This window comes from Ruminococcus sp. 1001713B170207_170306_F1, from assembly GCF_015668065.1.
GTDB lineage: Bacteria > Bacillota > Clostridia > Lachnospirales > Lachnospiraceae > Blautia_A > Blautia_A faecis.
This window is the reverse complement of record NZ_JADPEX010000024.1, coordinates 17,627-31,431: the sequence shown is the minus strand read 5'-3', so window position 1 is coordinate 31,431 and position 13,805 is coordinate 17,627. Positions and strand designations below refer to the sequence as shown.

Annotated in this window: 10 protein-coding genes and 1 tRNA gene; 2 read left to right on the top strand and 9 right to left on the bottom strand. The window is 41.3% G+C overall.

The window, feature by feature from the left end; all coding sequences use genetic code 11:
* Positions 1-176: 176 nt before the first annotated feature.
* On the top strand, positions 177-2,081 hold the full coding sequence (locus I4V84_RS14280; RefSeq protein ID WP_195992665.1) for a GGDEF domain-containing protein: 1,905 nt from the start codon (positions 177-179) through the stop codon (positions 2,079-2,081).
* 177 nt (positions 2,082-2,258) lie between these two features.
* Here the strand turns inward: I4V84_RS14280 and I4V84_RS14275 are convergent, their stop codons facing one another.
* The 6 genes from I4V84_RS14275 to I4V84_RS14250 all read right to left on the bottom strand — a co-directional run bounded on the left by I4V84_RS14275 (position 2,259) and on the right by I4V84_RS14250 (position 8,160).
* On the bottom strand, positions 2,259-2,516 hold the full coding sequence (locus I4V84_RS14275; RefSeq protein ID WP_195992664.1) for a hypothetical protein: 258 nt from the start codon (positions 2,514-2,516) through the stop codon (positions 2,259-2,261).
* A gap of 194 nt (positions 2,517-2,710) precedes the next feature.
* Positions 2,711-2,784: transfer RNA gene (locus tag I4V84_RS14270), tRNA-Arg, on the bottom strand.
* A 184-nt stretch (positions 2,785-2,968) separates the two neighbouring features.
* Positions 2,969-3,415: a hypothetical protein gene (locus I4V84_RS14265; protein ID WP_195992663.1), complete on the bottom strand. Its 447-nt coding sequence runs from the start codon at positions 3,413-3,415 to the stop codon at positions 2,969-2,971.
* A gap of 251 nt (positions 3,416-3,666) precedes the next feature.
* Positions 3,667-5,058 carry an aminopeptidase gene (locus tag I4V84_RS14260; RefSeq protein WP_195992662.1) on the bottom strand — a complete coding sequence of 464 codons (1,392 nt, stop codon included), beginning with the start codon at positions 5,056-5,058 and terminating at the stop codon, positions 3,667-3,669.
* A 188-nt stretch (positions 5,059-5,246) separates the two neighbouring features.
* Positions 5,247-6,977, bottom strand: coding sequence for an ABC-ATPase domain-containing protein (locus I4V84_RS14255; protein ID WP_195992660.1), 1,731 nt, complete (start codon positions 6,975-6,977; stop codon positions 5,247-5,249).
* Positions 6,978-7,428: 451 nt separating this feature from the next.
* Entirely contained in the window at positions 7,429-8,160 is a 732-nt protein-coding gene (locus tag I4V84_RS14250; protein ID WP_195992658.1) for a histidine phosphatase family protein, read from the bottom strand.
* Between the two features lie 324 nt (positions 8,161-8,484).
* Between I4V84_RS14250 and I4V84_RS14245 the strand changes: the two genes are divergently transcribed.
* Positions 8,485-9,051, top strand: coding sequence for a hypothetical protein (locus tag I4V84_RS14245; RefSeq protein ID WP_173716992.1), 567 nt, complete (start codon positions 8,485-8,487; stop codon positions 9,049-9,051).
* Between the two features lie 13 nt (positions 9,052-9,064).
* On the opposite strand, the gene I4V84_RS14240 is transcribed toward I4V84_RS14245, so the two are convergent.
* The 3 genes from I4V84_RS14240 to I4V84_RS14230 are packed head-to-tail and all read right to left on the bottom strand — an operon-like array spanning position 9,065 to position 13,795.
* The gene (locus I4V84_RS14240; RefSeq protein ID WP_118581868.1) at positions 9,065-9,745 is read right to left on the bottom strand and encodes a polysaccharide deacetylase family protein; all 681 of its coding nucleotides are present in this window, start codon (positions 9,743-9,745) and stop codon (positions 9,065-9,067) included.
* Positions 9,718-11,901, bottom strand: a complete 2,184-nt coding sequence (gene gnpA / locus I4V84_RS14235; RefSeq protein WP_195992656.1) for a 1,3-beta-galactosyl-N-acetylhexosamine phosphorylase — start codon at positions 11,899-11,901, stop codon at positions 9,718-9,720. Before gnpA ends, I4V84_RS14240 begins: the two co-directional genes overlap by 28 nt.
* Entirely contained in the window at positions 11,894-13,795 is a 1,902-nt protein-coding gene (locus tag I4V84_RS14230; protein ID WP_195992654.1) for a hypothetical protein, read from the bottom strand. Before I4V84_RS14230 ends, gnpA begins: the two co-directional genes overlap by 8 nt.
* Between the last annotated feature and the right edge of the window lie 10 nt (positions 13,796-13,805).

Here is a 13,805-nt window from a genome sequence, read left to right as displayed (position 1 = left end):
TTTCGCTTTTTCGAAAATTATTTTGTTAAAAATCACCTTTACCAAATTTTTCTTCTTAATTTTTTACATATTTTTTCACAGAAAATGTGGCATTTCCATAAAAAATTCGATATAATATTCACAATGTTTATAGTTTTTCACAACATTGTGAAATCTGTTATTCGGGAGATTTTTGCATGAAAAAAATAGCACTTATTACAGATGGCTGGGGACGTTATGTAACCTATACCTGGATTCAAGGATATCGAAATTACATGGCTGCCCACCAGTCAGATATGGATTTATATATTTTTCAGAGCTTTGGGAATTTCAGTATGGATGAGAAGCATAATGCAGGAGAATATAACATTGCACGGCTTCCGGATTTTTCAGAATTTGACGGCATCCTTCTGGATCTTGCCACCGTGTCCCAGCCAGACCTGATTGCAGAGATAATTGAACGCGCGAAGCTCAGCAGCATCCCAGCAATTTCTCTTCTTGAGCAGATTCCAGGACTGTACCATTCCGGAATTGACAACTACGAAGCCATTAGCCGGATTGTTGAGCACCTGATCACAGAGCATGGATGCCGTACCTTAAATTTCATCGGCGGGCCAGAATTTAACAGGGAAAATCAGCTCCGTTTCAAAGCTTACAGGGATGCCCTTCTTCGCCATGGGATTCCTTTCGAGGAGCAGCGCGTGATCCATCATAATTATGAAATTGAAACCGGAATCCAGGCATTTTCCACATTTAAAGAGAAAAACCTGCTTCCAGATGCCTTTGTCTGTGTCAACGACAATACAGCTGTAGGCGTCTGTCTGGCCGCCAAGGAAGCCGGATATTCTATTCCCGGGGATTTTCTGGTAACCGGTTTTGACAACGAAGACAAAGCTTCCTATTATGAGCCCAGAATTACCACGGTAGGCTTCTCCAAAGCCGATATCATGGAAAATGCCCTTTTAATGCTGGAAAAAATCTGGAATGGAAATGCAGAGGAAACTTATATATACGCACCTTTCACCTACGTTTTTCAGGAAAGCTGCGGTTGCGTTTCCCAGAATCCACCTGACCGTGGAGAGTATGTAATCAAGCGCATCGTTGCAGAAGCACGTCAGAGCGATATGCAAAACTGGATGATGGATCTGAACCGTGTTCTCCTGGACTGTGCAGGATACACAGAGCTTGCAGGACGTATGCAGAACTGGCTGACAAAACATGGCTGCGGAAATATTTATCTGTTTATGAACCCTGATATCTTTATGAGCGAAAATATGGATGCACTGCCTGAGCTTCCGGAGGATACTTATCAGACAGAAGGATACCCGGAGGAGATGGCACTGGTTTACCCGCCCCTGAATGGTACGAACCGGCTTCACCTTAATCTGAAAGAAATTCTTTCACTTCCACAGACAGAAGCTACCAGAGGACAAAATATTTACCAGTTCTGTCCTCTGCATTTTCGTGAACGGGAGATTGGCTTTCTGATCATCACCAATTGTGATTATCTTCTGGAGCATCAGTTCCTGTTCGAAACCTTAAATGCACTCCAGACTTCCATGGAAGCCCTGTATGCAAGACTTACCCTGCGTAAAATGAATAAACAGCTTTCTCAGCTTTACATCCATGATTCTCTCACCGGGCTCTACAACCGGATGGCTTACGAGAAGCTTGCCATGCCTCTTTTCCATCAGTGTATGCAGGAAAAGAGACCAGTTGGAATCATGTTTGTGGATGCAGATCACCTGAAATATATTAATGACACCTTTGGACATGATATGGGAAATCTTGCTATCAGCAGCATTGCTTCCGTCCTGCGGCAGCACTGTCCGGCAGAGTCCGTTTCCATACGCTATGGAGGCGATGAATTCGTATGCGTAATTCCTGATTATGATAAACAAAAAATACAGGAGCTGGCTCATACCCTTCTGAATTCTCTGGAAGTGTTTTCTGCCAACAGTCGGGTGGGCTTCCCCATTGAAGCAAGCATCGGATGGGTAATTGCCGATGATCCGGGGCTGACCTTGAATGATTATATCAATCTGGCAGATGAGAAAATGTATTCTGCAAAAAAAGCGCGGAAGGCTGAGCGAAAGATTTGATCTGGAGCTTTATCTTGTTTCTGACAAGAATCCCGCCACAATAAGTATCAGATTCAGGCTATGTCGGTGTTTTCATTTTGATCTGATATATTCTATGAATATAAATAACATGTTTTAACGCCTAAAAAGACACCAGATTCGTTCAGGAAAATCTGGTGTCTTATAAAAAATACCGTATCATTTTTGAATCGCAAAACGTGCCTGCTCCAGATTTTTCCTGTCTACAAGTATTTCGTACTGCTTGGCTTGCTCCGCTGGATTTCCTGCACTTCCCACACGTCCCCTGAGTGTTCCGCTACCAGCCCATTCTCCCAGCTGATCTTTTACTTTGTACTTATACTTGATATTCTGACTATCCAGAATATCCCGGATCTCATTAAATCTTTTCAAGTCTGTGCCAATCCACAGGCTTTCTGAATTAAGTACTGCGAACATTTTTCCTCTCTCCTTCCGCGAACTTTAATTCACTCAATAATTTTTCCGAACAAGCTTCACGCTTTTGTTTGAATTACCGTACCATAATTATAGTATTATTTCAATATTGGATTTATATTTCTTATTACCCGCGGTCTGATTTTGTGTACAAAAAACAGAACCATTGATTTCTCAATGATTCCGCTTCTCAATTACGTGTGTTAGAGGATTCGAACCCCCGGCCTTTTGGTCCGTAGCCAAACGCTCTATCCAGCTGAGCTAAACACACATTTATTACTTGTGAAGTATTTGTCCCTCACAACAATGGATATTCTACACGATACCTGTGGTTTTGTCAACACCTTTTTGAAATTTTTTTAAAATATTTTTTTGTAGGTATTTTTTGCACGATTGGTATTATTTTAAAGACTCTATCAGAGCTCTCTAACTTCTTCCAGCATGACGGTGCCTCCCTATCTCCTGGCTTTCTTCGCCTGCCAGTTCAGCACTGCGCCAATCATATAAATAGCCGGGAACATCAGCATTCGGATCACGGAAGCCGGATTGAAATCTCCGAAGATCATAGTAACGATCACTTCTGCCACAACCTCTGCAATAAGAAGGCCTCCCATTCCCACACAAAGGCCTGCATTCTCCACCTTACCAGCCTGTTTCACACCAACCACGCCAGCTGCCAGATAGATTACTCCTGCCACCAGAACCATCACATTGCTTGCAACCAGCTGGCTGTATGTCATACCGTTCTGGTTCAGATATTCTACAACTGCGCTGTCACTACTGCCCTTCATAACCAGAGAAATCGTGTTTCCACTTCCAAATGCCAGCAGAACGCCAAGAAACAGAAGAAGCATGCCGCCAACCTTCAGGATTGTCTCTCCCGGTGCCTGTTTTTTTAACATAATCCAATACTCCTCACTTTATAAAATTTTCAAAATATTACAAACCCAGCCCTCGCTCTCCCAAAATAAAAAAGCCTGAAACAGAGCCCCAAAGGCTCTCTGTAAGTTTTCAAACAGCTTCTGCCATCTTTTTAATAAAAATCACGGACAGACCTAAAACGTCTGTCCGCTAATTTCAAATTATCCGTAGTTCAAGAAACTATTTTCCTAGAGCATGTTTGAAAAAGGCTCTAGAGCGTCAAAGCACCTGCTTACGCATCCAGAAGAAACGCCTTATAAGCCTTCTTTGCCTCGTAAACATCCGCCTTGCTGGTAACCTCCCACGGTGCATGCATACTGAGAACAGAAACACCGCTGTCAATTACTTCCATACCATAAAGAGCTGCGATAAAAGCGATGGTTCCGCCGCCGCCTACGTCAACCTTACCAAGCTCAGCTGTCTGGAAGCAAACCTTATGGTCGTCAAAAATCCTGCGGACTCTTGCCACATACTCTGCATTGGCATCATTGGAGCCGGATTTTCCACGGGCACCTGTAAACTTGTTGAGAACGATACCTCTTCCAAGATAAGCAGAGTTCTTTTTCTCAAAAGCTTCTGCAAATGCAGGATCATAGCCGGCACTTACGTCAGAGGAAAGCATGCTGGAATTCTTCAGCGCCTTTCTCAGTCTGAGATCTGAATACTGTCCCATTGCATCCAGGACCTCTGCTACACTGTTCTCAAAGAAATGGGACTGCATACCAGTTGCTCCCACGCTTCCGATCTCTTCCTTATCTACAAGGAGACAGCAGCTTGTACGCTTCGGTGCTTCCATCTCAAGAAGAGCCAGAAGGGAAGTATATGCGCAAACTCTGTCATCCTGTCCATAACCCGCGATCATGCTGCGGTCAAGACCACAGTCACGAGCCTTGCCAGCTGGAACGATCTCAAGCTCTGCAGAGAGGAAATCTTCCTCTTCTACACCGTATTTCTCATTCAGAATACGAAGCACGTTCTCCTTAACAGCCTCTTTCTTCTTATCATCCGGAAGGTCCTTCAGCGGCTGGCTTCCGATCAGGATGTCAAGTTTCTCACCCTCAACAGCCTCAGAAGCCTTCTTCGCCATCTGCTGTCCTGCAAGATGGATCAAAAGGTCTGTGATGTAAACAACCGGATCGTCCTCGTCCTCTCCGATGGTTACGTTTACAACTGTGCCGTCTTTCTTCGCAATCACACCGTGCATTGCCATCGGAAGGGCAACCCACTGATATTTCTTAACACCGCCATAGTAATGGGTGTCAAGATAAGCCAGATCGGTATCCTCATATAACGGATTCTGTTTAATATCCAGTCTTGGGGAATCGATATGTGCACAAAGGATATTCATACCCTCGGCCAGATCATCCTCTCCAATGTGATACAGGGCAATGATCTTCTGCATTCCAACCTGGTAAACTTTATCTCCTGCTTTCAGATCTTCGCCATTTTTCACCTTTTCTTCAAGGGAAACATAGCCTGCTTCCTCAGCCTCTTTCACAATCTGAGTGATACATTCACGTTCTGTCTTTCCTACATTTAAGAAATGACGATATTTCTTTGCCACAGTTTCCAGATCCTGCATATCAGCATCTGAATATGTGAGCCATGCGTTTGGACGTTCCATAATCTATATCCACCTTTCTCCTGTTTTCATTTTACACAGGTAAAATAATCCCTGTGTTTTCCTCATCCAAAATTCATTATAGCGTATAACCAGGTAAAAAGCTACCGGCAAATAGGTTTTCTTGCACAAATCTTTTGCCGCGCAGTCCAACACTTTGCACTGCCTTTTTTGATATGGCCAAATCCGGTTCAAGGTCTCCTGTATCGGTTAAAACAAGCATATACTTCCTGTCGTCTTGGCACTGCATAGCCGCAGGAAGTATATCCTTCTGACAGAAAAGACAGCCCTTCTTTTTCCAATTTACTGCAAAGCAGCTCCACAATTTCCGGCAGTGTTCTTTTCCCATCAATCAGTTTTTCCACTGCATATTTCAGCAACGCTCCTAAAGCTCCTGTCTGCTCACTGTCGATCAGCTGTTCCACATATCGCAGATCCACTTCCTGTTTTCCAATGGAAAAACCATCTCTGCCATGTACCTTTACTTTCAGCCTTTCCGGCTTACCCTGTGCCTTAGAATGACCGTAATAAGCCTTCTTGGAACTGTTCAACGGCGTATTTTTTGACATGATGCGATGGCTTTGTGGTGCTTTAAATCCAGCTGCCGTATTCTCATTTAAAGGATAATCCCTGCAAAGTTCCCGGACTTTTTCTGTGATATCTACCGGCATATAATTGTCCATCTGGATCACAGTATCTGCAATATGGAAAAAAGCCCCGGAGCTTCCGGCAACCAGAATTGTGGAAATCCCCTCCTTTTCATATAGATCCCGGGCACGTTCCAGAAATGGGGTGATCGGCTCTTTTTCCCGGCTGATCACATGCTGCATAAAGGCGTCGCGCACCATAAAATTAGTAGCAGATGTATCTTCATCCAACAGAAACACCTTGCTTCCCGCCTCTATTCCCTCCACGATTCCTGCTGCCTGGGAAGTACTTCCGCTGGCATCTTCCGTAGAAAAACAGGTGGTATCTTTTTTATTGGGAAGGTCATTTATAAACAGGGAAATATCCACATCTTTCACAAATCTGCCATCCTCAGAACGCAGCTTCTGGGCTGTGGAATCCGTGATCACATACTCTCTTCCATCTCCCTGGATGTGATTATACACGCCCAGTTCCAATGCATTCAGAAGGGTAGATTTGCCGTGATAACCACCACCAACGATCAACGTGATTCCCTTAGGAATTCCCATTCCGGTTATTTTTCCCTTATGGGGAAGCGCCATAGTCACCCGAAGACTTTCCGGCGAAGAAAATGTCACGCTCCCTTTCATCGGCTTAGATGAAATACCACTCTCTCTTGGCAGAATCGCGCCGTCATTTACAAAAGCAACCAAGGAACGCTTCTTTAATTCTTCCCTGATATACGCCTGATCTTCTGCCAGGAAGATAGTATTTTCCAGATTTTTTCCACTTAAATTTCTGTATACAAATGCTTTTTCCACACAAACCGGCAGAAATTCAAAGAAAATTTTCTCCAACTCTCCCGCATTTATAGTACGTCCATTTGCCGGAAATCCTACAAAAAACCGCACGGTAATCCCCTGCTCTGTAATCTCACATGCCGTTCGCTCCAGCACCTCCTGACCGCATCTGGTCACAGAAATAAGTCCGCTTTTTCCAGAGCCTTTTGCCCGAAAAGTATAGCGGTTCACCTGCTGTTCAAACTGTCTGGTAAGATAGTCTGCCAGAGTAATTCTGGTCAGTTTATCTTTATAATATTCCGCTGGAAATCCAGCTTCTCTGTGGGAAATTTTCACACTGACATGGGACGGTGACGCAAATGGATCGCCCTGTACATGATCAATTGACAAAACATATTTCTTAAACTGATATGCCCCTTTCAGGGATTTATAGGCAGGATAGCTCTTCCGATTGATGGAATGAAGCATGTCCTGCAGCTGATTTGATGATTGCATAAGTACCTCCATTGTCTATAATAACATTGTCAAGCAACGATATCACGCTCTAACTCTTCGCCGCATTCAGTAATAATACTAATTTTTCCCACAACGTAAAACCACCGCCCAGTCAGCGTTCTTGCCAACAGACGGTGGTTTATTTATACATTTTTAGGGAAAGGAAAGAGTTTTTCTTAAGAGTTCTTTCTCTTAAGATGTATATATCATACCTCATAATTGTGAAAGGTATTTGTCCAAATTATAATTTTTTTCTAAAATTTCTAAAATGAAAATAACTAATTCGTAACTGGCATCACAATTCCATCCCTGTTCTTCCCATTGTGTCCTGTTTTCAGATCATAACGTTTCATTATCTTCTGAAAGTCAGAACATAACTCTTACCATCCGTTAATACTATGAAGATTACTGTTCACGCCCTTCACAGCAACACGCTTCTCAATGCACAATGTCAGTCGTGTCTCTGTTCCTTATTTCCATACGCTTCGCAAAATCTTGCTGCAAATGCCGGCGGCTCATTGTTGGCATAAAGGTGGGAAATATCGCCGAAGGAGCTCATACGGAAAGCAGCAATTCCCTGACGGCGTTCTTCTGTGGTCAAAGTTGTCACAGAGGATGGGGCAGCCACGCAGCCATGCCAAAGTACCATCGGAGAGATATTCAGCAGATGGCTGAGAAGTACACACTCCAATCCAAAATGACAGAAGAAAATAATCGTGTCATTATTCTCTTCATTTACTTTATAATAGTGACCTTTCCTCTCATATCCATGCTTCACGAGAAGCTTGTCAAACTCCCCGATCACACGGTCATACTCTTCTTTCACATGGCCTTCCTGCATAGCCTCATTCTCAAACCAGTGGTCATACTGGAAAAAGCGCTCGTCTGCCATCCAGTCCTGTGGCAGCCAGTCCCATGCAATAATCTTCTTATCTTTCACATCCGGGCGCCAGATCTGACAGGGAAATTCCTTCAGCCATTCACACTCTGTGGCTGTTCTTCCCATCTTTTTCAAAGTCGGAGCCGCAGTATCCTTCGCTCTTCCAAGGGGGGATACATAGAAAGCTTTTACATCTAATTTGGAAAGCTTCTGTGAAAGATACTCCACCTCTTTCCAGCCTTTTTCTGTAAGGGAATCTATATCATAATCCGGGTCACCATGGCGTACAATCAATAATTTCATAATGTCACTCCTCGTTATTTCGCTTTTGAATCACTAATAATTTCAAGCTGTTTCTTATTTCATTGAACAATAACGATTTTAGCATATCTTCACAGATAATTCACCATATTTCTTACCGTCATTTCTTTACAATTTTTGTGAAAGAAGTATATAATAATGCTATATCAACGGGTCTTTTGACGCTCATATCTTATATGAATTCAAACAGACGCTGATCGGATCATACTTTAATAAATACAAGAACTAAGTGGACGCAATAACCACTTTCAGATTACATTTTATCCCTCAATATAACTCAATTTACGATTCAAGCGAGGTACCCACATGAAAAAACTTGCCGTCATTTTCCCAGGTGTCGGTTATACCTGCACCAAGCCCCTTCTCTATTATACTGCTTCCATGGCTGCTGAACGTGGTTATGAAATCATCCGCCTTGACTACGGCCAGGACATCCACACCTTCCACGGCCGCACCCCAGCGGAACTGGAACCTATCATAAAACTGGCAATAAAAAGAACGCTCCCCCAATTGGAAAACGTTCCTTTCTCTGAATATGATGATATTATTTTTATCTCCAAAAGCATCGGCACCACCATCGCCTGCCAGCTGGAAACAGCACTGCAGCTGAAGGGAAAAGTCCATCAATTTCTTATGACTCCAATTCCTTCTACCCTCCGTTATCTCTCCGATATCAACGGGCTCTTCTTCGCCGGAACCGCTGATCCCTATATGCCGGAGTCCAAGATCCGCGCCGCAGCCAGAAACTTCCCCGATAAAACCGGCGGGATTTTCGAGGGCTGCAACCACTCCCTGGAGCAAAAAGGCGACACTTTAGGTGCGCTGAAGAATGTCAGACTGATTGTAGAATGTCTGGATAAAATGCTAGTCTGATTTTTGTTTTCTATTAACAGGGAAGAAGCACTTCCCTGTTTGTTCCATAAAAGATATTATTATGTCCAATTAATCTGTCTAAAATTTCTTCCATCCGTTTCCAGTTATTATTTACATCAAACTCATAGCTGTGTCCCCATATGTAAAATAACTGCTTTTCTTCACTTTTTTCTTTTAAAAATTTCTCCAGAAGTTCCCATATATTTTCGTCAGCATGATGACAAGTTGGTTTAAATATCAATAAATTCTTTTGTAATTTAAATGCTCCGGAAGACACAACTGACCGTGCATATTGAATTTTACATTTTTTCAGTATCTGAACCACTTCATCATTATATGTTCCATAAGGATACGCCATACCGGTAATCTGGCAGTCAAACATCCGTTCCAGATTTTGTTTATCCAGGAAAACTTCATTATATACAGTGTCTTTATCAAGCTTTGTTAAATCTTGATGAGTCAATGTATGAACCGCGATTTCATGACCCTTATACAATTCTTTTAATCCTTCTGCATTCATATGATGCACTCTTACATTACCAAAGTCATAATGGCTGGCATATGTCTGCATTCCACTGTTTATATTGAATGTTGCTTTTACATGATAATAGTTGAACATGTCTACCAGTCTCCTGTCCTGGCAAACTCCATCATCATAGCTAAATGTTACTGCCTTTTGTTTCCCATCCCACATATATTCTGTAGCCTCGTTTCATATCCTTCAAGCTGCATGCTCCAAACGGCTCCTTCACATACAATCTTTGTTGTTTGTTTCTCTCCTGAATTATTAATAACAACTAATTTTTGTGCGTCTGGATAATAGGCACATTCCACATGCAGATTATCTGTAATGCATTCTGTCTGTTCTTCCCGTCCAGCCTCTAATATCAATTGCAACAATAATCTGGTACTTTCCTCTGAAAAAGCAAATCCCGTCATATAAATTCCACTTCCTTTTCCAAACTGGTGTCTGGTAATACCCGGATACCCACCTGCAGCCTCTGCCAATACCTCTGTTTTTTTATCTGTCAGGTATATATGTTCCATTACTGGCCATTCCAGTATATCTAATATATGATTTTGTGGTGCTTTTACTTCATACTCCCATTTTCCATGACATACCCTTGCCCCATTATCTTCATCTACGCCCAGTACCTGTGCCAATCTGAAAAACGTATCATATCCACTGGTTGCTGATGGCTCGCCAATTCCAATAAAACAGCCCCCTTCATATACCCACTTTGTAATTGCCTCAACAACTTTCACGTCTTTCCAGTTATCACCGCCACTCCATGCGTCACCCGCTTTTCCTGCATTAATAATGACTTTGTATCTGGATAAATCTCCGCTTCTGGCTGTCTCAAAATCAATAAAATCAACATCCACAGGCAAACCTGAAAGCGCCTCATTTATATGAATCAAATTATGCATATATGTTTCATGAAAATGTCCAGACAAAGTCCATGAACGCAATTTGCCCCAACAATGTAAAACCGCTACTTTGGTTTTCAAGGTCCAAGGCTTTCCTTTTTCATGAAAAGACTTCAACATGCGAAATTCATCTGCAACTTTTTCAATGTAATCGCAAAAATCCGGATAATTCTCCGTAAGATGTAAATATCCGCCTAATCCAATTCTTTGAATCGGTTCACGCAACAATGCACGCCTTACATTTCTCCAATACTGCATTGCATCCCTTGTAGGATTTCCTCCCTCTGTAAATGTAGGTGCTCCTCCAAGCCCCACCGGAAAAAGATAAGGATGAAGCCTGAGTTCATGAACTTCTGTATCTACACCTGCACAAAGACGTGCTTCATACCCTGAAAATACGCATTTAATAATCCCATCAAAACCAAATTCATAAAATCTGTCATTATATGGTTCAATTCCAACCCAGCTGTCATCGTAAAATACGTAAGCCTTTTTTCCATATTCATGCACAATATCTATTAGTTTTTTTCCAAATGAAATTACAAAATCATTAATAAATTCCATCCAGTCTTTTTTTGCTTTTGTTGGCGGCATATGGGTTACCCGATATTTCCCCTGATTCACAAAATCCTCTGCGGTAAGTGCATATCCATATTTCTGTTCGAAATTGTGTAAAGCAAGAGGACTCACTGTAAAATCGTAGGAGCCCCAGTCTGTAAATAAATTTCGTTTTCTGGCATCGCTTCCCCAAATCCAGACAAAATTATAAAACATAGAGGTAAAACGAACCACTGTAGTTGCAGGATGTTCTTCGCACCATTCTTTCATCCAATTAATTAAATAAACCTGTGTTTCAGCGTATACAGGATCTATCGGTATAAGATGCTCTTTATCCCAGTTATTGGTAATATGATTATACATGGAAATTTCTTCCCAAATTCGATATGCCAGAAAGCTGACTGTATATTTGTGCCATAATACACAGTTTTCAATCCTGACAACACCTTTTTTCTTATCATAACTCCAGTTTTCTTTATTTACTTCCTTGTCAGTTGTGCGGTCATACACCTGCCAGTACCCCAAAGCTTCTGCACTGTCATTAATTTTAAACTGCTCCTGAAAAAACTCTTTTAAGAGCTCTAGTTCTAGATAATGCTCAACTGCAGTTTTCGGTTCTGTGACAAGAAAAGTCTGCTGCAATTTATCCAAATTTTCCATAGCCCAGGGATTATGACCGCGGATAATACAAATAGTAGAATAAATACCATATCCTGCCTCCGTTATCTCCGGAGACAGTTCTGTCCCATCAGAATCCCTTATTACATCTGCTCCCCATTTTTTTGCAAGTTCTAAGGTCAATTTTTCATAACCAGCCTCACCAGGCAAGGTAAAGCCACCTTTATTTTCTAACTCAGTCATAATTTTTGCCCTCTTTCAAGTAGTAGTACAAAGCCCAGTCCTGATCATTCGCCCATGGATCCGCATACTGGCATCTTACCTTATTAACCATAAAAGGATATACATATGCGCAGCTTGCACTTCCGTCACCATTTATCATACTTAGTACACCTCGCAATGAATTTTCCGCCTTTACACCATATGATCTCTCACCGGTTATTTTTTCATATTCCCGAAAAGCAACACCACTTAAAGAACTCCAGTAATGTGGAAATGTATCTCCAAGATTTTTGTACTTTCCAAACCAATATCCATCCCAATGACGAACCGCATTTTCATACATATGAAAATCTGGCTGATGTCCATTAAACAGCACCAGTACAGCTAATTGTTTCTTTCCTTCTTCCAGATATAATATTTTTCCTGTAAGTTCGTATAACTGAAAAAGATAATTTACTGCAGGGGCAACAATACTCTGCTCATATTTTACTTCATGCGGTGGATAACATAATCCGTTTTTTATAAGCATTTTGCCATGTGTTTCATAGTATCTCAGAAGTTCCTCTGCCTCTCTTTCCATACCACCCGATTTCAATAAATTCACAGATTCCAGCATAGGGATTCCAATTGCATAGAATGAAGCTCCGTCTTGTGCATAATAAGATTTCATAATTTTATACATATTTTTAAGATCAGCAACCTCATTATACAATCTGTATCTTTCCATAAAAAAAATTGCAAGCCATGGATAATTGTACAAACGGTTCCAGGTATTATCTCTTCCTGCATCATTGTATACAATACCTGTATTCTCATCGTAGAGCTCTCTGTATATGTATTCGGTATATTTCTGCAGTGCTTTTTCCACTTTCATATCTTTATTTTTCTGCAGCCAGAGCGCCAGAAGTGCCCCCATTCCCACTCTTTCCCTGCCACCGTTATGATCGTATTCTTTTTCATAAACCAATCGCTTATCTTCATTATCATAAGTAAGAAATGCACCATCCAAAAGGCTTCCACTGCAAAAATACTGCTGTTTTTCAACAATAAATCTGCATCTTTTTTCTGCAAGCTTCTCCACCCTTGGTAATACCAGAATAACCGCAGATGTACTGTATTCTCCTCTCTTTATGAAGAACTCTTTTTCACCCTGACTTACAGAATCCATTTTAATTTTATAATCTATGCAATTACCGTTTTCTGTTTTTTTAGTTGAAATTTTTTCACCTGCAAGAGTGACTTCGATTTCTTTTTCATGCCAGATATCTTTATCTGCTTTTATATGAAAACTTAAGTTCTCGCCCTCAAAATAAATTCCATGTTCCAACTGTATCAACAGCTGTCCTTCCTGATGAAGCAATTTCTCTTCAAAATCCCTTTGATCGTCATACCAGAAAAGATCCCATTGAATCACGGTTCTTTCTTCTGGTTTTAAGTTGTTTATTTTAGGATTTAATATAATAGTTCCGCGATCATTGCTGAGTTCTTTTTCATTTCTTATAATGCTATAGCCTTCTATTTTGCCTTCTTTCAGAACCAACCCAAGATTTGGTTTTTCTCCTCCCATTCTGATCCCGGCAATATAACTCTGACTTTCACCGCAACGGATGTGTGCATGACAGCGCTCTCTCATACAGATTTCAGCAGCCGTATAATTATCAGGAAACGGTACCGCAATACCAATTTCACCTTTTTTGTGAAAATACTCCCGATCCCGATTATTCACAAAAATATATTTTTCAGTTATCTTTCCTTTTGTAGATACCGTTCTTTCTATTCTACCTGTAATTCCGTCTGGAAGAAACATTTCTCCCCATTTTTTACCTGTGGCAACCCAGTTCATTTTATATTTGTCATTTTTGTTTACAATGCTTTCCAACTGATGATTTTCATTCTCTTTAACAATAAATTCCATACCTAATCCT